Origin of the sequence: Vibrio sp. 99K-1, from assembly GCF_013114585.1 — a bacterium.
Taxonomy (GTDB): domain Bacteria; phylum Pseudomonadota; class Gammaproteobacteria; order Enterobacterales; family Vibrionaceae; genus Vibrio; species Vibrio chagasii_B.
The window spans coordinates 48,075-71,504 of the sequence record NZ_VTXF01000031.1 but is presented as its reverse complement, the minus strand read 5'-3'; the positions used below and the strand labels follow the sequence as shown (position 1 = coordinate 71,504).

Below are 23,430 nucleotides of genomic sequence, written 5' to 3'. Positions count from 1 at the left end.
CATCTAAATATTGCTTAGCAATGATACATTTTAGCTCTCGGCTATATTTGGACATAAAAAGACCCCCAATAATTGGTGTCCAACTATTGGGGGTCAGTTCATAGTGACGGGCTTTTTCATTTAAGGTCTTTCGCCACCAGCTTAGACTTGTGTTCTACCTAGGGAGATAACCACACGTCGGTTCTTATCTTTACCAATTGGCGAGCTATTATCAGCAATTGGACGACGCTTACCATAACCTTGCACTTGAATGCGGTCTTCCGGCAAACCAAGAGATTTAAAATACTCTCTTAAAGACTCAGCTCTTCGTTCTGACAGGTTTTGGCTAATGCCTTTGCTGTCTGCCGAATCGGTGTAGGTTGCAACTAAAACGAGGTCAATGTCTTGGTTATAACGAACATACTCGGCGATCTGACTAAGCCTTTTACGTGACGATTTGTTTAGCTGATCGCTATTACGGTCGTAATGCAAAATAGTGAATGAGATATCTTCGAAGCTGTACGGCAACAAGTTAGCGATACAGTCACTGAACACATTGTATTTCTCTTGGAACAACACCGACGATAACGCCACTTCAATACGCTGATCTCGGCTCTGCCACTCTTGGTAGCTAAATGTTGGGTAGCGCCCTTTCTCTAACTCACTCAAGATACCCCAAGCCGTTTGCCCGCCAACATAACCATCAAATTGCTGGAAGAACTTGATGGTTGTCATGCGATCGGCACTCTCGCCTGGACGCCAAGGTGGTGGCATCGAGATCAAGCTAACATTACGAGTTGCCCCCATTGGGCGACGCATTTTCAGTTCGAAATCTAAAATGATCTTTTTACTCGCTCGGGATGAGAACTCAGCATCACCGAAGTTAGGGATCGGATGCACTAAGCGGCACTCTAATGGCGTGTTGGCCACCATCTCCCATGTCGACTGTTGAGGAGATGCTCCGTAACGCTTTTCTTGTGCCATGGCTGATGAAGACATAAGTAGCGAAAATAGCATTGAACCTGTTATGAGTTGTTTCTTCATAAAGTGGAGTATCTCTTAAGCAATTCGTTTAACAATGCAGCCAATTGCCGCATTTTTCTCTCGTGTTTAAATATGCAATTATCAAGCCGCAATAGGTTAGGTAATTTAAGATTTATTGCCCTTCCCTAGTTTTTATCACTGCTATTATCTGCAATAATGCAGCCTTAATCACACTTATTTGGGCTAACATGACTGTAGAAAACGAAGCTCTGACCCTAAAAAAACGCTTTCGCGGCTATTTTCCAGTGGTCATCGACGTGGAAACCGCAGGGTTTAACGCTGAAACCGATGCATTATTAGAAATCTGTGCCATTACATTAAAAATGGATGAGAACGGAGATCTGCAGCCTGCATCAACGCTTCATTTTCACATTGAGCCTTTTGAAGGCGCAAATATCGAGCAGGCAGCATTAGACTTTAACGGAATTAAAGACCCATTTAGCCCATTACGTGGTGCTGTGTCGGAACAAGAAGCCCTTAAAGAAATCTACAAGCTAGTGAGAAAAGAACAAAAAGCTTCAGATTGCAGTCGTGCAATCATGGTCGCTCACAATGCAACATTCGATTTAAACTTCGTTAATGCAGCAAGTGAGCGTTGTAAGCTTAAACGCGTCCCGTTCCATCCATTTGCTACATTTGACACTGCAGCTCTTAGTGGTCTTGCCTACGGTCAAACCGTTTTGGCTAAAGCTTGCCGCACTGCAGGGATGGAATTTGACAACAAAGAAGCACACTCTGCTTTGTATGATACGCAAAAAACCACAGAGTTATTTTGCGGCATCGTAAACAAGTGGAAAGCCCTTGGTGGTTGGCCGCTTGTTGACGAAGAATAAAAATAGAGTTGGTAAACGTTCATTCGTATTGCCTTCATAAAGAACACAACATCCCGAGAATAATATGAATCCTGTTGTAATTTCAGTTTGCATCATGCTTGTTTTAGCTTTGATGCGCGTAAACGTAGTCGTTGCTCTGACGTTCAGTGCAATTATCGGTGGCGTAGCCTCTGGTATGAGCTTGAACGATGCAGTCGCGGCTTTCGAAAGTGGATTAGGCGGCGGTGCAACGATTGCACTTAGCTATGCCATGCTTGGTACATTCGCTGTTGCTATCTCACGCTCTGGTATCACAGACTTACTTGCTCAAAGTGTTATTAAACGCATTCACGGCAAAGAGAACAGTGCAGCATCGACTGGTCTTAAATACGGCATCCTTGCGTCTTTGATCTTAGTGACCATGTCTTCGCAAAACGTGATTCCAGTACATATCGCCTTCATCCCAATTTTAATCCCACCTCTATTAGGCGTATTCGCAAAAATGAACCTAGACCGTCGTCTGGTTGCGTGTGTGCTTACTTTTGGTCTGATTACGCCATACATGGTATTGCCGATCGGTTTTGGTGGCATCTTCCTAAACAACATCCTGCTTAAGAACCTTCACGACAACGGCCTTGAAAGCGTCGTTGCGAGCCAAGTTCCAATGGCTATGTTGCTACCAGCTGCGGGTATGATCTTCGGCCTTCTAACGGCAGTGTTCTTCACTTACCGTAAGCCTCGCCAATACAAAGAAACCTCTCACACGATCGTTTCAACTGAAGCAAAACAGATCAACAAGAAGCACATCCTAGTAGCGGCAGCAGGTATTGTTGCAGCACTAACAGTTCAGCTATCGACGGGTTCAATGATCATCGGTGCACTTGCTGGCTTCATGGTATTCACTTTCGGTGGCGTAATTGCTTGGAAAGAGACACAAGACGTCTTCACCAAGGGTGTACATATGATGGCAATGATCGGTTTCATCATGATTGCCGCAGCAGGTTTCGCAGCAGTAATGAAGCAGACAGGTGGCGTTGAATCTTTGGTAGAAGCACTTTCAACAAGCATCGGCGACAACAAGCCTCTAGCTGCACTACTTATGCTAGTGGTTGGTCTATTGGTTACCATGGGTATCGGTTCTTCATTCTCTACGATCCCAATCCTTGCAACTATCTACGTTCCACTAGCGGCAGCATTTGGTTTCTCTCCAATGGCAACTATTGCTCTAGTAGGCACAGCAGCAGCGCTTGGTGATGCTGGTTCTCCGGCTTCTGACTCAACGTTAGGTCCAACGTCTGGTCTTAATGCTGATGGCCAACACGAGCACGTATGGGAAACCGTTGTACCGACATTCCTACACTACAACATCCCACTGATCGTATTCGGTTGGATTGCAGCCATGGTTCTGTAGCTTATAGCTAGGTTCTATAGTCAGAATCAATGTTCAAAATTTAAAAAGACCGCCTAGTGCGGTCTTTTTTGTATCCGGCGTTTCTCCCACCAAGTTACACAGAAGAACCGCATACCTAATACAAAAAAGGCTTACTCTTATGAGCAAGCCTTTGAAGTAGTACGATTCAGTATCGCCAATTAAACGGTAGGAGCGCTCTTTACTAGAACTTCTCGAATCGACTTAAGTGTCGTTTCTGATGAGTGGTAATCCAGCTCGACTTCAGTGAAGATACCGTCAACTTCAAGCATTAGGGTTGGGTAAGAATGCACACCCATCGCATGTTTGAAGCTCAGCTGATCTTCTAGTTCACCCTCTAGTAACTTACCAGCAAGGTCATTCTCGAATTGCTGAACATTCATGCCTAGCTCTTCAGCCAATTGCTTATGAGTCTCTTCACTGTGCGGCAGCATCGCACGCAAGTAGTATGCGTGTTGAATCGCTTCAAGCATCTGCTCGTAGTGATCTTGGAAACCCGCAGCAATAACAGCGCGACACGCAGGGTAAGTGCTGCGAACTGGTTTACACTCAGTCCAAAATTCATGATTGAACTCAGTACCTAGCTTAGCTTCGATCTGCTTCCAAATAGCTTGCAGCTTACTTTTCATCTCTTCTGACATTGGCTCGTCAGAGTCCGGAGCCAAACCACCGACTACGTAGTTAAACTCAATACTCGCAGGCAATTGTTGTTTTAGTAACTCCAGTGTCGGCTTATATCCCCAACACCAGCTGCACATTGGATCATGTACATAATGCAGTTTTACATCCATTGTTCGTTCCTTATCGAGTCAATTCTTCTCTCAGTTCCAACAAAAAAGGAGCCTGATTAAGGCCCCTAGTTTACTGTTCAGCATAAAGGCTAGAACTTACTCTGCGTCATCGCCAGCAACTTTAGCAGCCGCTTCTTTGATGATTGGCTGAAGTTCGCCTTTTTGGAACATCTCAAGAATGATGTCGCAACCACCGATTAGCTCACCTTCAACCCAAAGTTGTGGGAAAGTTGGCCATTGTGCGTAAGCTGGTAGCTCTGCACGGATATCAGGGTTTTGTAGAATATCTACGTAAGCAAATTTTTCGCCACATGCCATTAGAGCTTGAGACGCTTGAGAAGAGAAACCACAGCTAGGTAGCTTAGGAGAACCTTTCATGTACAGTAGAATAGTGTTTTCTTCAATTTGCTGTTTGATTTTATCGATAGTTTCCATTGCTTCCTCGTTAATGGATTACGGCTTTTATTGCCTTTATTCTACCCCAAACCAAAAGAATAAAAACCATATAAAAAAAGCGGTTAACAAGCTAGACTAACAATTCACATAAAAGTGATGAAATATGCTTTTAATAAAGTAAAAACTTGCTAAACTAGAAACCAAGTCAGCAAATTGACCATGGTTGGCTGCATAGCGAGCCATGAATAATAATATCACTGGAAGCAATCGAAAGAGTTAACTCTTTCATATCAATGGAGAATTGAGCAATGGCATTTGAACTACCAGCTCTTCCTTACGCGAAAGACGCACTAGAACCACACATCTCAGCAGAAACGCTAGATTTCCACCACGGTAAGCACCACAACACTTACGTTGTTAAGCTAAACGGTCTTATCCCAGGTACTGAGTTTGAAGGCAAAACACTAGAAGAGATCGTTAAGACTTCTACTGGTGGTGTTTTCAATAACGCTGCTCAAATCTGGAACCACACGTTCTACTGGCACTGTCTTGCTCCAAAAGCAGGCGGCGAACCAACTGGCGCTGTTGCAGAAGCTATCAACGCTGCATTCGGTTCTTTCGAAGAATTCAAAGCAAAATTCACTGATTCAGCAATCAACAACTTCGGTTCTTCTTGGACTTGGTTAGTTAAGAAAGCTGACGGTTCTCTAGACATCGTTAACACTTCTAACGCTGCGACTCCTCTAACAGAAGAAGGTGTTACTCCACTTCTAACTGTTGACCTATGGGAACACGCTTACTACATCGATTTCCGCAATGTTCGTCCTGACTACATGGCTGCATTCTGGAACCTAGTAAACTGGTCTTTCGTAGAAGAGAACCTAGCTAAGTAATCTATTACTTAAGCTGCGCTATTTATAGCGAGTTAACTATTAAAAGCTCATGCCTCGGCGTGAGCTTTTTTGTATCTACGATATGCTACATAGTAAACAACGAACATAACGATCAATAATCTAGCCCTTTTAACTACCCTTTCCTAGCATAAATTAAATCTCTATTCGCTTGTAATTAAAGGCTAAAGTTTGCTGCCTTCATGCCGTTAAAGATGTATCAAATGAGAGGCGTCATGCAAATACATACTTTAGATAAAGCAGGAATCATCAACGAACTGAAGTTCGGCATCGGAATCAGCCAAGCGGTTGAGCAAGGTCGCCGTGCGGATTTCGCGTTGCTGTTATCCATGTTCTCTAATGATGTTCGAGACTGTACGCCTATCGATACTATTGAAGTCACAGAGACAACGGAAGATCGCCTCCGTAAACAGTTTGGCATCGCCGAACCTCAGCAACTGCGTTCAAATCAATCGTCTTACGAGATATCAGCACAACAGTCTAATCACTTTCACCAATCAAGCTTAGTGAGTGCTAAGCTCTGTCACTATCTAAAACCAGAAGCACTGGCATTTATGCCAGAAGACACTGGTGACTTACCTGAAGAAGTTTACCAAAACCTATCTGGTCACGATCGTCGTAAGCTAGCAAACAAAAACCAGCCTGACTTACCATCAGCAACGCTGTACAACGTGCTATCTACCGCTCAACGTAAGTATCAGATCCAGGCTCAGGTATAGCTTCAGTCTCACTTTATTCCTGCATCTCTATCTGCTTTATTCAATTCACGCCATTCGAACGATTCACTAGAGTGATATGAACCACCAGCCTTAGGCACCCTCAAATTAACAAATGTCGATTACTGCTTGAAGTTACTACAAAATGTGACCTGCCACTAAGTTCATAAAAACTTATTAATTCACCTAACTTAGTTTGAACCAATTCACACCCATTGTATAAAATTTAACCCATCCTTATCCTACATGGATGATTTGTTTAGGTACTGGGATGGAAATAAAAAGCTCAATCATATTGGTAACAGCTGCCGGTTCGCGACTAGGAGGGACGATTGCGAACCACTTTGTGAACCTTGGAGCCACCGTCATCCTTTGTGATAACGATACCGAAGCGCTTCAGGCTACTTATTTACAATGTGCTCGGTTCTCTGATTCCGTTTACCACTACCCACTCGAAAGCCATGACAGCCAGTCGATTCTCAGCGTGTTTGATTTTATCCAAACCACTTTCAACACCAACCCCGATGTACTGGTCAATAACTGGATAAGTTCACCGATGCCGAGCCTAATTGGTGATCAGCCCGTCAGCAGCTTTATTAATGATCTTTCCTCTATGGCATCGACCCTTTTTGCTTTTGGCCAAATCAGCGCTGAGAGGCTACGAGAAGAAAACAAAGAAGGGGTTATCGTGAATGTCATATCGCACGATGACTTTCACGATGTATCTGGACTAGAAAGCGCCAATTCCATGATCACCGGTTTTACCCACAGCTGGGCCAAAGAACTCACCCCATTTAAGATCCGTGTTGGCGGTGTCGTTCCTGCGATTCACAACGCCGATGGTAAGTTCAACCGTTGTCACTGGGCACAACTGCAAGACGAACTCACCCGAACCGCTGAATACATTATCTCTAATGATTACTTCAGTGGACGAGTTGTTGCAGCAGAGGTTTAGACTCCCCCATTCCTACTCAGATAAAGTCCCAACTCTAAGAGTAGTTCACTAATCAACAGCATAAAAAAAGCCCCAGTCTTTCGACTGGGGCTTTTAACTTTTCCCGATAGATAAGTATCGTGCTAGCGAAAACTTATCTCAAAACTAATGCTTACTTATTATGCGTTAGCTTTTTCTTTCTTAGCTTTTGGCGCTTTTGCTTCAGCTGGTTTTTGGTCTGCTTTCTTAAGGATAACTGTAGTACCTTCGAAAGTTTCACCTTCAACGTATGCTTCGCCGTAGTAAGAAGTTGTTAGTACTTCTTTAAGCTCAGTGATTAGTGGGTAACGTGGGTTAGCACCTGTACATTGGTCATCGAACGCTTCAACCGCTAGCTCGTCTAGTTTAGCAATAAAGTCAGACTCGTTAACACCCGCAGCTTGGATAGATAGTGGGATGTCTAGGTCTTTCTTAAGCTCTTCTAACCAAGTTAGTAGACGTTCAATCTTCTGAGCAGTACGGTCACCAGCTTGGCTTAGGCCTAGGTGGTCAGCAACTTCTGCGTAACGACGACGTGCTTGTGGACGGTCGTACTGAGAGAATGCAGTCTGCTTAGTTGGGTTATCGTTCGCGTTGTAACGTACAACGTTTGAGATAAGTAGTGCGTTAGCAAGACCATGTGGTAGGTGGAACTCAGCACCAATTTTGTGAGCCATTGAGTGACACACACCTAGGAATGCGTTCGCAAATGCTACACCAGCGATAGTTGCTGCGTTGTGTACTTTCTCACGAGCGATTGGGTCAGCCGCACCATTTTTGTAGCTTGATGGTAGGTATTCTTTAAGCATCTTAAGTGCTTGAAGAGCTTGACCGTCTGAGTATTCGTTCGCTAGAACAGATACGTAAGCTTCAAGAGCGTGAGTTACTGCATCGTAACCACCGAACGCTGTTAGAGACTTAGGCATGTTCATTACTAGGTTCGCATCAACGATAGCCATGTTTGGCGTGATTTCGTAGTCAGCTAGTGGGTACTTAGCACCAGTCTTGTCGTCTGTAACAACAGCGAATGGAGTAACCTCTGAACCAGTACCTGAAGTTGTAGTGATACATACAAGCTCAGCTTTTTGACCCATTTTAGGGAACTTGTAGATACGTTTACGGATATCCATAAAGCGCATTGCTAGTTCTTCGAAGTGAGTTTCTGGGTGCTCGTACATAACCCACATGATCTTAGCAGCATCCATTGGAGAACCGCCACCTAGAGCAAGGATTACGTCAGGTTGGAAGCTCTTCATTGCTTCAGCGCCTTTCTCAACAACAGATAGCGTTGGATCAGCTTCTACGTCGAAGAAAGTTTGAACTTCGATGCCTTGTGCTTTAAGCAGGCTAACTACGTCATCAGCGTAACCGTTGTTGAATAGGAAACGGTCAGTTACTAGGAATGCGCGTTTCTTGCCTTCTAGGTCGCTCATTGCGATTGGAAGGCTACCACGACGGAAGTAGATAGACTTAGGTAGTTTGTGCCACAACATGTTTTCAGCTCGCTTCGCTACAGTTTTCTTGTTGATTAGGTGCTTAGGACCTACGTTCTCAGAGATAGAGTTACCACCCCATGAACCACAACCTAGAGTTAGAGAAGGTGCAACGTTGAAGTTGTACAGGTCACCAATACCACCGTGAGTAGTAGGGATGTTGATTAGGATACGAGCAGTCTTCATCTTGTCACCGAAGTAACGGATGCGCTCTGCGTTAGTATCTTGGTTAGTGTAAAGACCAGATGTATGACCGATACCACCGATTTCAACCATAGTTACCGCTTGAGCAACAGCGTCTTCGAAGTCGTCTGCGCGGAATAGACCTAGAGTTGGAGATAGTTTCTCGTGAGCGAATTCGTCATCGTAAGAAACTTTACCAAGACCTTCACCTACAAGTACTTTTGTATCAGCAGGCACTTTAACACCAGCCATTTCAGCGATTGCTGGAGCAGGTTGACCTACGATTTTAGCGTTTAGGTTGCCGTCGATAAGAAGTACTTTACGTACTTTATCTGCGTCAGCTTTAGACAGAACGTGAGCTTTGTGAGAAGCGAAACGCTCTTTAACTTCTTCGTATACATCGCTAACAACGATTGCAGCTTGCTCAGAAGCACATACAACGCCGTTATCGAATGTCTTAGACATAAGGATAGATGCTACAGCACGTTTGATGTCAGCTGTTTCATCGATAACTACAGGAACGTTACCAGCACCAACACCGATAGCAGGCTTACCAGAAGAGTATGCTGCTTTAACCATGCCTGGGCCACCAGTAGCAAGGATAAGTGCGATACCGTCGTGCTTCATAAGCGCGTTAGAAAGCTCTACAGATGGTTGGTCGATCCAACCGATGATGTCTTTTGGAGCACCCGCTGCAACCGCTGCGTCTAGTACAAGTTTCGCTGCGTCGTTAGTTGAGTTCTTTGCACGTGGGTGTGGCGAGAAGATGATGCCGTTACGTGTTTTAAGAGAGATTAGAGATTTGAAGATTGCTGTAGAAGTTGGGTTCGTTGTTGGAACGATACCACAGATGATACCTACAGGCTCAGCGATAGTCATTGTGCCTAGGTTGTCATCTTCTTCTAAGATGCCACATGTTTTTTCGTCTTTGTATTTGTTGTAGATAAATTCAGATGCAAAGTGGTTCTTGATAACCTTATCTTCAACAATACCCATTCCAGATTCAGCAACTGCTTGTTGTGCAAGTGGAATACGAGCGTGGTTAGCAGCAAGAGAAGCTGCGCGGAAGATTGCGTCTACTTTCTCTTGAGAGAATGTTGCAAACTCTTCTTGTGCTGCTTTAACGCGAGCTACTAGAGCATCAAGTTCCGCTAAGTTAGTTACAGGCATGGTGGATCTCCTAAAATAATAAATATTAAAAACTTTTTATTAAATTCGCTGCTTGCCGTTAACCTTAAACACCAGCGTTCTTAGTAAATTGCTTTCAGGGCTGAGTATATTATTTCACAGTGTGAAAAAAATTGACCCAGATCAGTTACCCAAAAGGAATTAACCAGAAAGTAGTAAGGCAATCGCATAAATGAACTTAAACTTATGATTTATATAGATTAATATCACATTTTCAGTTCGAACAAAAAACAAGCAAACAGACAACTTTTTTCTACATAGCGTCATAAACTGTAAAAAAGTTTCATTTTTAGTCAGCTCACTTACATGTATACGGCTAAAACTGTGCTACTGAGAGTATATCCATACCGTTGAAACCAGCTAGAAACTGTCATAATTTTTATTAAAAGCGTGCGTGAGGTAACATTTAATTCAAATCACGTTACAACACGAAACACGAGAAAACACTTTGTAACAATGGTATTACACATCTCACACTCAATTAGTTTTTCTAAAAAATAGCCCCCTCTTCACGTTAGTTTTTTTCATTCGCTCTGATTGAATTTGTCCCTTACATTACGCACTCTGATAAAGGTCAGATCAAACCCACTATATTACTTTACGTTACTTGGAGATCGCTCCCATGCAAGGTTTAGAACTCGCAATCTTTATGCAATTCTTCCTTGGGCTTGTTGCAGCCGTTAACCCAATCGGCATCATGCCTGTTTTCGTTTCTCTTACTGCTCATATGCCGCCAGAAGAGAGAAACAGGACTGCCTTACAAGCTAATATTGCCGTTGCTGTTATCTTAATCGTGTCGCTAGTTGCAGGTCAGTTGCTACTCGATATGTTTAGCATTTCACTAGACTCGTTTCGCGTAGCGGGTGGTTTACTGTTATTGAGCATCGCATTTTCGATGATGAGCGGTAAGCTGGGTGAAGATAAACAGAACAAGCAGGAAAAGTCTGAGTACATCAGTAAAGAACAAATCGGTGTTGTGCCTTTAGCAATGCCTTTAATGGCGGGTCCGGGTGCAATCAGTTCCACGATTGTTTACGGTTCTCGTTATCCTGCGGCAATTGATACCATTGGTATTGGTATCAGTATTATTGCATTCGCAACTTGCTCTTGGCTTTTGTTCCGTTCAGCGCCTGTTATCGTGCGCTTTTTAGGTCAAACCGGGATCAACGTTATCACCCGTATCATGGGCTTGATTCTTGGTGCACTTGGCATCGAGTTCATTGCGAATGGCTTGCGTAACCTATTCCCAGGTTTAGCATAGCGACTAACAGCACATGGTCGCTAAACGCGGCTATTTAATGTGGAACACATATGAGGCGAGTAAAGCAATTTGGCTTTCACTCGCCTCGTTATTATGAAGCTTGTATAATGACGGTTAACGCATTTAATAGAAGACGAAGCTTTCCTTATGTCACGCAAGCCACTTAAGCATCATTTGTACGTCATTATCTTTGGCACGCATACGCCAGCCGGACGCGCATTTGATATTTCACTGATCGTTGCAATTTTGGCTTCGTTGCTGGTTCTTATTCTTGAGTCTATCCCTAATGTCATGACGGAATGGTCGCAAGAGCTTCGTTACATAGAATACAGCTTTACCGCCTTATTCACCATCGAGTATCTGCTAAGGCTCTACTGTTCTCCAAAACCGAAATCTTACGCCACCAGCTTTTATGGTGTCGTTGACCTGTTAGCGATTCTCCCAACCTACCTAGCAATCATCTTCCCGGGCGCTTCGTTTATGGGGGTCGTGAGATTGCTACGTGTGATGCGTATCTTCCGAATTCTCAAGCTAGTTCGCTATTTACAAGACTCCAACATATTGCTGCGCTCACTGTTAATGGCGAGACGAAAAATTCTCATCTTCTTCAGTACAGTCGGCATCTTGGTTGTGATCTTTGGTGCTTTGATCTTTGTTATTGAAGGGCCTGAGAATGGCTTCACCAGTATCCCTCACAGTATCTATTGGGCGATTGTGACGATCACAACCGTTGGTTACGGAGACATGGTTCCACAAACAGCAATCGGCAAAGCTATTGCATCTTTGACCATGTTGTTAGGCTATTCCATCCTTGCGGTACCGACCGGGATTATTACCGCAGAACTCAGTAATGAAATGAACTCGCATAAAGAGTTAGTCAAATGCCCAAACTGCAATCGCGCGGGTCATGATTCTGATGCCATCTATTGTAAACACTGTGCCAGTGAATTGGCCGACCCTGACAAACGAGTCGTGTCCGACAAGGAATAAAGCAGATGCGGGATTCGAGTGGCGAGATGCGAAGGGATTTAAGAGCAGTTTCGAGAACCGGATAATGAAATATTAAGGGACTAGAAAGGGTGGCGTTTACCGTCACCTTTGTTGTTGATTCACTGAGCAAAAGCTAGATTCCCGACTACGCTCCTCCGTCGCTATCGGGAATGACACAATTTAAGTTAGGAGAAAAACGTCATCCTCAAGAGTGAGGAACGAACGAGTTGGGGATCTCTTCCTTGTCCCATTCCAACGAGAAGATTTAAGTGAAGTCGCGAGTGAAATTAATCCACCTTACGCGATCAAAAAAGCCGATGTATTAACACCGGCTTTTGTCTCTAACGAAGCTAAGCATTCACAAACAGTGGCGCCTGCTTTCACTTTTGAATAGAAAGAGCGTTCGATTACGCTTTTTCAGCAAGAATGATGCGTAGAGTACGACGTAGTGGTTCTGCAGCACCCCAAAGCAGTTGGTCACCAACCGTGAATGCGTTTAGGAAGTCGTTACCCATAGACATCTTACGCAGACGACCTACTGGTACAGACATAGTGCCTGTTACTTTAGCCGGAGTCAGTTCTTGCGCCGTAATGTCACGGTCGTTAGGAATCACTTTAACCCAATCGTTGTGGGTCGCGATGATCTCTTCGATCTCGTCCATTGGGACGTCTTGCTTAAGTTTGATCGTAAGTGCTTGAGCGTGACAACGCATTGCGCCGATACGTACACAAGTACCATCGATTGGGATAGGCTGACCATCTAGGCCAAGAATCTTGTTCGCTTCAACGCCCGCTTTCCACTCTTCTTTGCTCTGACCATTTTCACGCTTCACATCGATCCAAGGAATCAGAGAACCCGCTAAAGGAGCACCAAACTGGTCTGTTGGGAATGAAGATGAACGGATGGTGTCAGCAACTTTCTTATCAATATCAAGAATTGAGCTTGCAGGGTTCGCTAGCTCAGAACTCACGCTATCGTTAATCACACCCATTTGTGAGATAAGCTCACGCATGTTCTTAGCACCAGCGCCTGAAGCCGCTTGGTAAGTCATGGCACTCATCCACTCAACCATGCCTTTCTCATACAGGCCGCCCAGTGCCATAAGCATTAGGCTCACTGTGCAGTTACCGCCAACAAAAGTATTCGTGCCGCTGTGAATGCCTTGTTGGATTTGAGCCAAGTTAACAGGGTCAAGAGTGATGATTGAATCAGCGTCCATACGTAGAGTAGAAGCAGCGTCAATCCAGTAACCTTTCCAACCCGCTTGACGCAGCGCTGGGTAAACTTTTGATGTGTAGTCACCACCTTGACAGGTAATTACGGCATCTAACTGTTTTAGGCTATCAATGTCAAAAGCATCTTGAAGTAGACCCGCATCTTTACCACCTAGAACAGGGGCAGGAATGCCAATCTGAGATGTGCTGTAATAAACAGGCTCAATCAGGTCGAAGTCTTTCTCTTCAACCATACGTTGCATCAGTACAGAACCCACCATACCGCGCCAACCAACTAGACCTACTCTCATCGCTCACTCTCCATGTATAAAATTAAAAAATTGCTCTCCCCCATCTATAAGTTTTTCAGAAACAGAACTCAAGTGCTTTTTGTCAAAAAGTGTAACTTTTTCGTTTCTTTTAAGTGAACGCGATGAATCACAAAGTTATCTCAGTACAGAGATTCAGCCTCCAGCTTATTGACAGGAAGACCAACACCGCAAAATTCAACGATTTAGCACGCTAAACCTAACAACAGAACTCCGATCACAAACAGTAATTCCCTCTATTAAACCATGGTTAATTGGCATTTTATTTTACAAAACGAAAACAACGTGCGACAGAATTCAACATGTAACAATCATTAATTTAACAAAAATTTAGATTATGAAACCATAACAGGTCCGATATGCAGTCAAATATCACAACTTAAGTGTATTTTTTCGATATAATAATCTAATTACTGTAGTGTCCATTTCGTACCCCACAATATAATGAAGCACTATAAATGCTCGAAATCACAAGAGGCTTTTATGAAGCAGAGTAAAACTCGCCTACCGAACCTGATGCAGGTATTCATCGCGTTAGGACTATTTCTATCCCTTGCTTTTTCCTTTACAGCAAAGCTTGACCTTCCAATCCAACTTGCCTTGTACATTGGTTGGTTCATTATCATGGTGCTTGGTATTCGTCTTGGACACCAATACAAAGACTTAGAAAAAGCAGCACTCAAAGGAATATCTAACGGTTTAGGCGCAGTTTTAATACTTTTAGCCGTTGGTGCTCTTGTTGGTACTTGGATCTCTGGCGGGATCGTACCGACCATCATTTACTATGGTCTGAAAGCTATCCATCCTTCTATCTTCCTTTTGGCGACCATGATCATCTGTTCTCTAACGGCGTTGGCTACTGGTACTTCTTGGGGTGCCGCTGGTACAGCGGGTATTGCGATGATGGGTATTGGCCAAGGCCTAGGTGTTCCAGCGCCAATTACGGCAGGTGCAGTACTTTCAGGTTGTTACTTCGGTGACAAAATGTCTCCACTTTCTGATTCAGTAATTTTGGCTTCTTCTATGTCTAACGTAGAAGTGGTTGAACATATCAAAGGCATGCTGCCTGTAGCATTAATCAGCTACGTTATTACTGGCATCATGTTTACCGCGTTTGGCTTCCACTACGCCGGCAACGTTGACATGAGCCAAGTAGAATCGGTTATCAAAGCGATGGAAGTTCAGTTCTACATCACGCCATATTCATTTGTTCCGGTACTGATCGTATTAGGCCTACTGGCTTTCCGTATGCCTTCATTCCCAGTAATCAGCTTCGGTTCTCTGCTCGGTATTATCTGGGCAGTTATGATTCAAGAGATCGACTTCCTAACAGCATTCAACACAGCATGGGCACCGTTCTCCATCTCATCTGGCGTCGACTTCATTGACTCAATCCTAAACCGCGGTGGCATGTCTTCAATGCTTGGTTCAGTTGCAGTTATCGTGTTCGGCCTTGGTTTTGGTGGCTTACTGGATAAAGTAGGCGTACTAGAAACCATCGCAAAAGTCTTCGAACGCCGCGTAAACAGCGCAGGTTCGCTAGCAACCAGCACGATTGGTACGGCTTTCATGGGTAACGTGTTTGGCTCTGCAATGTACGTATCACTGATCCTTACACCAAAAATCTGTGCGAAAAACTACGACCGCCTAGGTTACAAACGTAAGAACCTTTCTCGTAACGCTGAGTTCGGTGGCACGTTAACATCAGGTATGGTGCCTTGGAGTGATAACGGCATCTACATGGCGAGTATCTTAGGCGTTGCAACGCTGTCGTACGCACCATTCATGTGGCTAAGCTTCATCTGTATCATCGTTACTATCGTAACCTCTTACATGGGTTGGTTCGTTGATAAGTGTGAACCAACAGCTCCGGCCGTTGAAACGGAAGAAGCGGCAGAGCTGACAAAGCAACAAGCCTAGTAGTTCATCGTTCAAAAACGTTAGAACGTAAACAAACCGTTAATGATATAAATGCAAAAAGAGCGCCCTAGAGCGCTCTTTTCTTATCTGATGATTTGCTTATTTGTTGGCGGTTCGTTTACCCAACCAATAACCGATACCTAAAGGTGCAAAGAACACCACTAAGATAAATAAGATGAAGTAGATAATCACACCTTTGATTAGCTCCATCAACTTATCAATCGCAAGTACAACGACCTCTTGAGAGACACGGTCTAAATCCTGAGTGAACAGTTCTCTTTCAGATGTCACGATACCTGCAATCTCGATACGCTCTTTCTCAATCATCTGCACCAGAGCTTCTCTCTCACGCGTTACCATCTTTTCTAACGCCACACGCTCATCACTCAGCATAGCCAGCTTTTGGTCTGTTTTGTCGCTAAGATCATTAAGCAGCGGCTGCATTTCGGCCGACATAATAGAAGCCAGTGTTTGCATGTATTCAGGGTTGTTCTCAATGAAGTCCTGCATGCTTGCTGACGTTTGACGAAGGCTTTCTAGTGTCATAGACAAATCTTCACCGGTCAGTGAGCTATTCATCGCCACTAACTCTGCTTTCCAAGACATCAGTTTTGGCGTTTGGTCCGCCATTAAGCTTAAACGGTCTGATGCGTCGCTCATGGCTTCTGGCATAGTGCCTAGGCTCTGAACGATCTGTGATTCATCTTTACCAAGGTAAGTTAGCCATTCTCGATAAACGGGCGTACTTCTGAAGGTAAGATCTTTAAAGGGATTGCTCGCAACAAATTCGGCAACAAATGCCTTGCTCTTTTTAAAATCACTCGAGCTCAAAACGCCCTTTGCTAGCTTTTCCGCTTCTTGGTCGAGAGAACGTGCTGTGTTAACCGCATGATCCACCGTGAACAGATCCGCTCCTTCACCTTCGGCATAAAATTGATTCATTTGCGCAGTAAACACCCAAGTATAAATGAGAGCAGACATAGGAGAAGTTTGGTAAGCCGCTTGTTGCAAGCCCTGCTCTGCGTGGATTTTCCAAAGCAACACATAAGATTGATGTAAGGTGTCATCGGCAGGATAAGATTGCGCGATTAAATCAGCCGAGTCTTCTACTTGTGTAAAAAACAACTTAGCGTATTCACGCGTCATGAGCCGAGCATTCAGCTCTTGTTGAGTGAGAGGCGTCGTCTGACTATCTAACTTAACTTCTAAGAGAGAACAACCACTTAGCACAATGCTAAGCACCAACACCATCCAACTTCGACTCAAAACTCGTAACATAAAAACCTCTGACAAAGACTAAGGGCGCGGATTGTATGAGCGCTTCGTCAGAGTATTGTCAAAACTCCCGCAAAAGTTAACGCTGATTATCTAAATATTCGACAGCGGAATCCACCGAGGCTCTTATCGCCTGCTCAAGCTCAGTCAGATCATGTTCACTGATGGCTCTGGATTGCTTCATTGTCATCTCGATACTTGCGGCAATAATCGCTAATCGCGATGCTTTAATGCTGCCTGCCACACCTTTTAGACTGTGCACAATACGAGCAGCTGAGGTTTCATCTTTGGTCAACAGCGCTTTAAACTTTTCAAAGTCGTTAGCGTGGTCTTGGACAAAAACCCCAAGCAACAATTCTACCGATTCCGCATCGCCATCGAGTGTTTCGAGCATATCTTCAATATCAATCGCGGGCTTTGAATCCGTAACACTGGCAACATGCCTCTCAGTCAAAGCCGCCTCTTGCAAATCAGGTTGGCTTGCAGTGTCCATGGTTTGTAGAGGTTGTGTCTGCTGATTCGACGCGGCGTCAGAATCACTTTCAAGCTTTTCAGTTACTGAGGGAGGCGGTTCCACGCTGGTTTCAGGAAACAATTCTTCTTTATCAGAAAATTGAACCACCTTCTCCATGCTAGGTTCGGGATCAGCACTCAGCTCCGCTTTAGGTTGCTGCGCCGATTTTCTCACGTTGATACTCCAAACAACCAATGCACCCATCGCCACGAAGCTCAAACCTAACATCACAAGTAAAAGGTTAAACTGACGTTCATGATACTCAGCCTCCAATTTGATGATCTGCTTATTCACTGAGTTCTGTTTAATCTTATCGACTAGAAAGTTAAGTTGAGCATAATCCACCAATAAAGCAGAAGCATCAGCCAACAACTGTTGGATGGCGTCCTGCTCCTCCGTCTTTAACTTGTAAGATCTTTCAAGAATAGAATCAAAGGCTCGATAGGTTGCCGACGAGCTTTGGCTGTCTGAATACATGGCTTCAAAAACCACCACTCCGAATTCATTTAGCAACGGTTTTAACTTGGGAGATAACTGCTTGTCTGCACGTAAAAGCTTGATGTTATCGACAATCTCTTGAACCTGACTTTCGATTGGAATGAACTCGTCAAATTTGTCCAAGAACTGGTCTGCCACATAAAGCAGTTGGTTTACGTCAGGGCGGAAAAATGCGTTTTGGAAATCGGATTCGATCTGAAGTCGAATCGAATAAACTAATTGAGCGTCAAGAGCTAACTCATTGATGCGTGAGACGCGAAGTGGTTCCGAGAAATAGAGTGACTGTCTTAATTCGTTAACGCGAATACCTAGCTCTTCAATTTGAGCAAGAGAGTTTGTGTAGGAACGGCTTAGGTTGAGAAGTGCCAATGAAGGAAGTAGCCACAGAACCAAAATCACAACTAAGAAAGTGGCTGGTTTATTAAAGCGAGTGGGCTTTGCTACTGATTGTTCCATCTATATTCCTTGTGCGTGTTAACTTGAAGCCATTATTGCTATGGCGAAGACACAAAGCACAAAAACAAGCGACAGCATCCTACTGCCGCTTACCTATTCACTTCGGACTATGACTTATTACGAGTCAGTTGGTCACGTAAGTTTGGCGGTGTGCCTTTAATCGTTAGTGTATCTGTCTCCGGATCATAGAAGATACGCTCGCCTAGAAGCAGACTATCAAAACTAACATTCAAACCGCCACCAGCACCAACAAATTTTGTTAGTTTACGCATAGTTGCGCGATCTGCAGGGAAGCTGTCTTCTAACTCGTAGCCTTGCTCACTAGTATAGTCAAAGAAGCTGGTGCCATCTGAGCTTGCTGGTAATTCGCCAGACAGTTCACGCACTTGAACCTCATCACCCGCTTTTAACTGCTCGTTACAGTAATCAGCAACCTGCTTTTTGTAGCTGATAGCTTCCTCTTTCTCTAATTTAGAATCAGAAACAAAATCTTCTACCGCTTGCATCAGCACCTGGTTTTGCAGTTTTGCATCCAGACCTACTTCCGCTTGAAGAAAATCTAAGAAGAAGTCGGCCACTTTACGACCAACACGTCCTTTAATGTACGTTAGGTAACGGTTTGACTCTTTGTCTGTCTCGTAAGTAGAAAGATCTAAGCGAGCTGCGATGTCCATTTTAGAGATATCTAAGTAGTCAGTCGCACTGATATCTAACCCTTCTGTTACCTTCAAGCTTTGGTTTGAAGGCAGTAGACCAATGAAAAGGTAGTCAGTTGCAAGTGACTGATATTCAGCCATTACCAAGGTGCCTTCATCAGCAAATGGGTATTTTGAAAGCTCGTCTTTTAGACGTTGCGCACTCTTTTGAGAAAAATCGTAAAAGTTTGTCTCACCAGCACGAAGTTGATGCAACCACTGTTGGAATTCGCTGTCAGATTTGAAAGAACCAAACCCTTTGCCTGCTTTTGAGTTAAAAACACGATGAAGTTCAGCAACTAGGCTTTCAGAAGAAGCATCGTTTTCTAGAGATTCAGCACGATAGTTAACAATCAGTTCTTCCTGATCGTTCTTGCTCAGCTGGTGTAAAATTACGTTGGAAAGGTGAAGGCTCATAGTGAAAATATTACCGTTCAGGTTTCAGTTGTCGTGCATAGTAGGTTATCATAAGCCGCTTTTACTATCATTATTAGAGTCCTTATGCCGATTATATCTAAATACACAGATGAACAAGTTGAAAAAATCCTAGCTGAAGTAGGTGCTGTACTATCTAAGCACAAAGCTTCACCAGAACTTTCACTGATGATCGCTGGAAATATCGCAACCAATGTCTTAAATCAGAACGTTGCTGCTTCACAACGCAAAGGAATTGCTGAAAAATTTGCCGAGGCTTTAATTTCTTCTCTTGAAGATAAAAAGTCTCACTAAATTTGATTGACGGATAAAAGAATTATAAATGGTAGACAGCGCAAACTCATATAGCGATCGTGTATCTCGCCTAGTTGGTTGGGGTCACTGGTTTGCATTTTTCAACATCATTGCTGCGATGTTGATTGGTACTCGTTATATCACTCAATCTGCTTGGCCAGAAACCCTGCTGGGTCAGTTCTATTTGGCTGCGTCATGGGTTGGTCATTTCGGCTTTTTGGTATTTGCGCTCTATCTATTAGTGCTGTTCCCGCTCACATTTATTCTTCCGTCGAGGAAGTTATTACGTTTGGTTGCCGTTTGCTTTGCGACCATAGGTTTAACTGTCCTATTGATTGATACCCAAACGTATCAAGATATAAACCTCCACCTGACGCCTGTCGTGTGGGAGGTTTTATTCAGTGGAGAGGAGTCTGCATTCACATCTGACTTGCAGCACCTCTTCATTGTTATGCCGCTTATCTTCTTGCTGCAACTCGGTCTATCTGAGTGGGTTTGGCGTAAGCAGCGTAAACTGTCTCATAAACACATCGGTCGTCCTATTACCGCCGTCTTCTTCCTGTGTTTCATCAGTAGCCACCTGACTTACATGTGGGCTGATGCGTATTTCTATAACCCAATTACCAGCCAAAAAGCCAACTTCCCACTGTCTTACCCAATGACAGCGAAAAGCTTTATGGAGAAACATGGTCTGTTAGACCGTGAAGAATATCTAGAGCGTTTAGAAGCGAACAAAGGCAATGTAAACCTTGTTAGCTACCCGCTAGAAGAAATTCAATACAACCGCCGCAGTGATGACTTGAACATCCTGATGGTGAGCGTGAATAACCTACGCTCAGACGCTCTTAACGAAGCATCAATGCCGAATAGCTATGCATTCGCGCAACAGTCGATCAACTTTACTAACCATTACAGTTCTAGTAACGACATGTTTGGTATTTTCGGTTTGTTCTACGGCCTTCCGAGCAGCTATGCGAGCAGCATTGAAGCTCAAGGCGCGAGCTCAGTACTATTGGATGTATTAGATAATCACAATTACAAGTTGGCCGCATTCAGCGGTGACAACTTTGACGATACACTTTACTCGGACATCATCTTCCGAGGCCGTAAGATCATGTCAGAGCAAGCGACGTTTAATGACCAGAGTGCAATCCAAGCTTGGTCAAGCTGGGTGGAATCACCGAAAGCTAAACGCCCTTGGTTTAACTTTATTGAGCTGACAACACTGGACAACTTTGCAAGTTCAGAAGCCGAGTCAGACTCAGCGTTAACAACCGCAGAGCGCTTTGCTGCTGATTATCAAAAGTCAGCTCAAGCAGCGGACGCACAGCTTGCGACCATCTACGCAGAATTGGAACGCTTAGACCTTATCGATAATACGGTGGTTATCATTACCTCCAATCATGGTACTGAGTTTAACGAAACCAAGACTAACAGCTGGGGTGCAAACTCTAACTACAGTCGTTATCAATTGCAGGTTCCGCTGTTTATCAGCTGGCCAGGTAAATCAGCGTCTGAGTACACTCACCGCTCTAGCCACTTAGATATTTCAGTAACACTAATGCAAGAGCTACTGGGTGTATCTTCAAACCCAACTGACTTTAGCAGCGGCCGCAGCTTGTTTGATGAGCGTAAGAGAAAATGGGTTCTTGCGGGTGATTCTCGTGAGTTAGCGCTTGTGACAGATAAGCAAACTACTGTGCTAGATAAGTTTGGTAACTACAAACTGTACGACCAAGATTACCAACGACTAAAAAATGTAAGCCCTCGCTTACCAGTGCTCATGCAAGGCCTCACTGAATTACAGCGATTCTACGCAAAAAATGATTAAATGATCACCAAACGAAGAAGGGAAGCCAATGGCTTCCCTTTTTTATTGCCGTTAATGCCTAGAAAACAAGCAACAGAACAAATTTATGTAAATTAGGGGTTTACAAGATCCTCATGCCCTTATATTATTCACGCCACTGGAGGGATGGCTGAGTGGTCGAAAGCACCGGTCTTGAAAACCGGCAACCGTTAATAGCGGTTCTAGGGTTCAAATCCCTATCCCTCCACCACATTAGAGAAAGCCGCTGAGAAATCAGCGGCTTTTTTGCATCTAGGGTTTACCACTTATCTCTATGCTTTCCCCCTCACACTAAGTGAACCTTGAGTAGCTGTTAATACCGCAGTCTCTCGGTTATCTAGCGTTACTCCTTCTATTACTTTGCCAAACTTTCAGCTAAAGATTCCTGTTATTACCTATTTAGTTCACCAGGCTTAGGACACATGCCGTTCTTTGGCACTCGTTTTTAACTTTTAGCTATCCGTTTTTAGTTGGTAGTTACGATAAACCATCAGAAAGTGCACAATAAACGGCCATTCAATACAAAAACAGCGAAAAGCGTTCATAAAAAAAGCAGTCAGTTAATAAGGGTATTTACAAGCGAAAGCCACCCTTATATTATACGCGGCATCGGAGGGATGGCTGAGTGGTCGAAAGCACCGGTCTTGAAAACCGGCAACCGTTAATAGCGGTTCTAGGGTTCAAATCCCTATCCCTCCACCACATTAGAAAAAGCCGCTGAGAAATCAGCGGCTTTTTTGTATCTGAAGAAAACTAGCTCAGCAAGTCAACTATTCACGGCTAGGGCCGCTTTCAAAAGCTGCATGTGGATCGGTACTAAATCTTGATGTTGAGTTCGATAGCCTCCTCCAACAACACACGCCATTGGAATAGACTCTGATTTTGCTAAGCTAATCATGAAGCAATCGCGTTCAAAGATTCCTTGCGTCGATACATTCAAGTAACCCAACTCATCGTCTTGGTGGATATCGACACCCGCATCATAAATGATCAGATCAGGTTGGTGATGCGCAATTGCCAGCTTAGTCACTTGCTCAAAACAACGCAGAAACTCTTCATCTTCCGTCTCGCGACTTAATGGCACATCCAGATCCGATAGTGGCTTTCTTGCTGGGAAGTTTTTGTCGCAGTGAAATGACAAAGTGATGATCTCATCGCTCTCTTGGCAGAGTGTCGCCGTCCCATCGCCATGGTGTACGTCACTGTCTACGATCAGCACCTTATCAACCTGCTCAAAGGTAAGTGCATGCTTTGCTGCTAACACCAAATCATTCAACAAACAAAATCCGCTGCCGAAATCATGATGCGCGTGGTGATAACCACCACTCAAATGAATCGCTAAACCACTCTCTATTGCCATTTCAGCGGCCAAGCAGGTTCCACCACTTGAGTAGAGTGTTCTCTCAATAAGTTGCTCGCTCCACGGGAAACCGATGCGTCTCATTTTAGCCGCAGGCAAATTACCAGACACGAGCAAATCGACATAGTCACTATCGTGTACTTGTTTTACTTGCTCAACCGAAACGGGCGTTGGTTGGCACACTTCAAACTTGCTCTTCCATCGAGGTTCACTATCCATCAGCGCCTCAACAGCACTATGTAACAACTGATATTTGTTGATTGGGTAGCGATGGCCTTCTGGTAAAGGTAACTGTGAATAGATTGGGTGGTAAATTAAAGGAATCATAATCGAGTTAATTGCTTATCTTTCTCAAAATCATAACAGCCTCAGACTTGGCGACAACCCATATTAATGATAACAATTATCATTATCCCTAATAATC

19 protein-coding genes and 2 tRNA genes are annotated in these 23,430 nt (G+C 44.0%); 12 read left to right on the top strand and 9 right to left on the bottom strand.

Features of this window, described 5'->3' with window-relative positions:
* Positions 1-141: 141 nt before the first annotated feature.
* Entirely contained in the window at positions 142-1,023 is an 882-nt protein-coding gene (locus F0228_RS21160; protein WP_032498507.1) for an OmpA family protein, read from the bottom strand.
* A gap of 188 nt (positions 1,024-1,211) precedes the next feature.
* On the opposite strand from F0228_RS21160, the gene rnt reads away from it, so the two are divergent.
* A complete protein-coding gene (gene rnt, locus F0228_RS21155) occupies positions 1,212-1,856 on the top strand; it encodes a ribonuclease T (protein ID WP_017632534.1) in 645 nt (214 codons plus the stop codon).
* A gap of 64 nt (positions 1,857-1,920) precedes the next feature.
* Positions 1,921-3,246 (top strand): Na+/H+ antiporter family protein, encoded by a 1,326-nt coding sequence (locus tag F0228_RS21150; RefSeq protein ID WP_061033815.1) that lies wholly within the window; start codon positions 1,921-1,923, stop codon positions 3,244-3,246.
* A gap of 179 nt (positions 3,247-3,425) precedes the next feature.
* Here the strand turns inward: F0228_RS21150 and F0228_RS21145 are convergent, their stop codons facing one another.
* Positions 3,426-4,055, bottom strand: coding sequence for a DsbA family protein (locus F0228_RS21145; protein WP_061033816.1), 630 nt, complete (start codon positions 4,053-4,055; stop codon positions 3,426-3,428).
* Positions 4,056-4,151: 96 nt separating this feature from the next.
* Positions 4,152-4,490 carry a Grx4 family monothiol glutaredoxin gene (locus tag F0228_RS21140; RefSeq protein WP_004741702.1) on the bottom strand — a complete coding sequence of 113 codons (339 nt, stop codon included), beginning with the start codon at positions 4,488-4,490 and terminating at the stop codon, positions 4,152-4,154.
* Positions 4,491-4,759: 269 nt separating this feature from the next.
* Here F0228_RS21140 and sodB point away from each other — a divergent pair, with 269 nt between their 5' ends.
* The 3 genes from sodB (at position 4,760) to F0228_RS21125 (ending at position 7,033) form a co-directional block, all read left to right on the top strand.
* Positions 4,760-5,344 carry a superoxide dismutase [Fe] gene (gene sodB, locus F0228_RS21135; RefSeq protein WP_004734050.1) on the top strand — a complete coding sequence of 195 codons (585 nt, stop codon included), beginning with the start codon at positions 4,760-4,762 and terminating at the stop codon, positions 5,342-5,344.
* A gap of 233 nt (positions 5,345-5,577) precedes the next feature.
* Positions 5,578-6,081 carry a VC2046/SO_2500 family protein gene (locus F0228_RS21130; RefSeq protein ID WP_269999530.1) on the top strand — a complete coding sequence of 168 codons (504 nt, stop codon included), beginning with the start codon at positions 5,578-5,580 and terminating at the stop codon, positions 6,079-6,081.
* Positions 6,082-6,349: 268 nt separating this feature from the next.
* Positions 6,350-7,033 (top strand): SDR family oxidoreductase, encoded by a 684-nt coding sequence (locus F0228_RS21125; protein WP_171731535.1) that lies wholly within the window; start codon positions 6,350-6,352, stop codon positions 7,031-7,033.
* A gap of 158 nt (positions 7,034-7,191) precedes the next feature.
* Here F0228_RS21125 and adhE read toward each other — a convergent pair whose 3' ends face one another.
* Positions 7,192-9,897: a bifunctional acetaldehyde-CoA/alcohol dehydrogenase gene (adhE, locus tag F0228_RS21120; protein WP_061033761.1), complete on the bottom strand. Its 2,706-nt coding sequence runs from the start codon at positions 9,895-9,897 to the stop codon at positions 7,192-7,194.
* A gap of 640 nt (positions 9,898-10,537) precedes the next feature.
* Between adhE and F0228_RS21115 the strand changes: the two genes are divergently transcribed.
* Both F0228_RS21115 and F0228_RS21110 read left to right on the top strand, forming a co-directional pair.
* On the top strand, positions 10,538-11,176 hold the full coding sequence (locus F0228_RS21115) for a YchE family NAAT transporter (protein ID WP_008223294.1): 639 nt from the start codon (positions 10,538-10,540) through the stop codon (positions 11,174-11,176).
* Positions 11,177-11,323: 147 nt separating this feature from the next.
* On the top strand, positions 11,324-12,166 hold the full coding sequence (locus F0228_RS21110; protein WP_061033760.1) for an ion transporter: 843 nt from the start codon (positions 11,324-11,326) through the stop codon (positions 12,164-12,166).
* A 407-nt stretch (positions 12,167-12,573) separates the two neighbouring features.
* Here F0228_RS21110 and asd read toward each other — a convergent pair whose 3' ends face one another.
* Positions 12,574-13,692: an aspartate-semialdehyde dehydrogenase gene (gene asd, locus F0228_RS21105; protein ID WP_008223285.1), complete on the bottom strand. Its 1,119-nt coding sequence runs from the start codon at positions 13,690-13,692 to the stop codon at positions 12,574-12,576.
* 501 nt (positions 13,693-14,193) lie between these two features.
* Between asd and nhaC the strand changes: the two genes are divergently transcribed.
* Positions 14,194-15,630 (top strand): Na+/H+ antiporter NhaC, encoded by a 1,437-nt coding sequence (gene nhaC / locus F0228_RS21100; protein ID WP_239937998.1) that lies wholly within the window; start codon positions 14,194-14,196, stop codon positions 15,628-15,630.
* Positions 15,631-15,729: 99 nt separating this feature from the next.
* Here the strand turns inward: nhaC and F0228_RS21095 are convergent, their stop codons facing one another.
* From F0228_RS21095 to yejK, 3 genes are all read right to left on the bottom strand, one after another.
* Positions 15,730-16,908, bottom strand: coding sequence for a chemotaxis protein (locus F0228_RS21095; protein ID WP_171762726.1), 1,179 nt, complete (start codon positions 16,906-16,908; stop codon positions 15,730-15,732).
* Positions 16,909-16,984: 76 nt separating this feature from the next.
* Positions 16,985-18,373: an Hpt domain-containing protein gene (locus F0228_RS21090; RefSeq protein ID WP_171762725.1), complete on the bottom strand. Its 1,389-nt coding sequence runs from the start codon at positions 18,371-18,373 to the stop codon at positions 16,985-16,987.
* Positions 18,374-18,480: 107 nt separating this feature from the next.
* Positions 18,481-19,485 (bottom strand): nucleoid-associated protein YejK, encoded by a 1,005-nt coding sequence (gene yejK / locus F0228_RS21085; protein ID WP_116871797.1) that lies wholly within the window; start codon positions 19,483-19,485, stop codon positions 18,481-18,483.
* 84 nt (positions 19,486-19,569) lie between these two features.
* Between yejK and F0228_RS21080 the strand changes: the two genes are divergently transcribed.
* From F0228_RS21080 to F0228_RS21065, 4 genes are all read left to right on the top strand, one after another.
* Positions 19,570-19,797, top strand: coding sequence for a YejL family protein (locus F0228_RS21080; RefSeq protein ID WP_004740674.1), 228 nt, complete (start codon positions 19,570-19,572; stop codon positions 19,795-19,797).
* A gap of 28 nt (positions 19,798-19,825) precedes the next feature.
* Positions 19,826-21,628 carry a DUF3413 domain-containing protein gene (locus tag F0228_RS21075; protein ID WP_061033754.1) on the top strand — a complete coding sequence of 601 codons (1,803 nt, stop codon included), beginning with the start codon at positions 19,826-19,828 and terminating at the stop codon, positions 21,626-21,628.
* A gap of 138 nt (positions 21,629-21,766) precedes the next feature.
* Positions 21,767-21,857 (top strand) — tRNA-Ser (locus F0228_RS21070).
* A 400-nt stretch (positions 21,858-22,257) separates the two neighbouring features.
* Positions 22,258-22,348, top strand: a tRNA-Ser gene (locus F0228_RS21065).
* Between the two features lie 64 nt (positions 22,349-22,412).
* Here the strand turns inward: F0228_RS21065 and F0228_RS21060 are convergent.
* Positions 22,413-23,333: a histone deacetylase gene (locus tag F0228_RS21060; protein ID WP_061033753.1), complete on the bottom strand. Its 921-nt coding sequence runs from the start codon at positions 23,331-23,333 to the stop codon at positions 22,413-22,415.
* Between the last annotated feature and the right edge of the window lie 97 nt (positions 23,334-23,430).

Bases quoted from the DNA above. Each gene is read 5' to 3' on its own strand.
- F0228_RS21140 (WP_004741702.1), bottom strand. From the start codon at position 4,490: ATGGAAACTATCGATAAAATCAAACAGCAAATTGAAGAAAACACTATT.
- F0228_RS21110 (WP_061033760.1), top strand. From the start codon at position 11,324: ATGTCACGCAAGCCACTTAAGCATCATTTGTACGTCATTATCTTTGGC.
- F0228_RS21115 (WP_008223294.1), top strand. From the start codon at position 10,538: ATGCAAGGTTTAGAACTCGCAATCTTTATGCAATTCTTCCTTGGGCTT.
- F0228_RS21130 (WP_269999530.1), top strand. From the start codon at position 5,578: ATGCAAATACATACTTTAGATAAAGCAGGAATCATCAACGAACTGAAG.
- F0228_RS21075 (WP_061033754.1), top strand. From the start codon at position 19,826: ATGGTAGACAGCGCAAACTCATATAGCGATCGTGTATCTCGCCTAGTT.
- F0228_RS21060 (WP_061033753.1), bottom strand. From the start codon at position 23,333: ATGATTCCTTTAATTTACCACCCAATCTATTCACAGTTACCTTTACCA.
- F0228_RS21095 (WP_171762726.1), bottom strand. From the start codon at position 16,908: ATGTTACGAGTTTTGAGTCGAAGTTGGATGGTGTTGGTGCTTAGCATT.
- yejK (WP_116871797.1), bottom strand. From the start codon at position 19,485: ATGAGCCTTCACCTTTCCAACGTAATTTTACACCAGCTGAGCAAGAAC.
- nhaC (WP_239937998.1), top strand. From the start codon at position 14,194: ATGAAGCAGAGTAAAACTCGCCTACCGAACCTGATGCAGGTATTCATC.
- rnt (WP_017632534.1), top strand. From the start codon at position 1,212: ATGACTGTAGAAAACGAAGCTCTGACCCTAAAAAAACGCTTTCGCGGC.
- F0228_RS21080 (WP_004740674.1), top strand. From the start codon at position 19,570: ATGCCGATTATATCTAAATACACAGATGAACAAGTTGAAAAAATCCTA.
- F0228_RS21090 (WP_171762725.1), bottom strand. From the start codon at position 18,373: ATGGAACAATCAGTAGCAAAGCCCACTCGCTTTAATAAACCAGCCACT.
- F0228_RS21145 (WP_061033816.1), bottom strand. From the start codon at position 4,055: ATGGATGTAAAACTGCATTATGTACATGATCCAATGTGCAGCTGGTGT.
- adhE (WP_061033761.1), bottom strand. From the start codon at position 9,897: ATGCCTGTAACTAACTTAGCGGAACTTGATGCTCTAGTAGCTCGCGTT.
- asd (WP_008223285.1), bottom strand. From the start codon at position 13,692: ATGAGAGTAGGTCTAGTTGGTTGGCGCGGTATGGTGGGTTCTGTACTG.
- sodB (WP_004734050.1), top strand. From the start codon at position 4,760: ATGGCATTTGAACTACCAGCTCTTCCTTACGCGAAAGACGCACTAGAA.
- F0228_RS21150 (WP_061033815.1), top strand. From the start codon at position 1,921: ATGAATCCTGTTGTAATTTCAGTTTGCATCATGCTTGTTTTAGCTTTG.
- F0228_RS21160 (WP_032498507.1), bottom strand. From the start codon at position 1,023: ATGAAGAAACAACTCATAACAGGTTCAATGCTATTTTCGCTACTTATG.
- F0228_RS21125 (WP_171731535.1), top strand. From the start codon at position 6,350: ATGGAAATAAAAAGCTCAATCATATTGGTAACAGCTGCCGGTTCGCGA.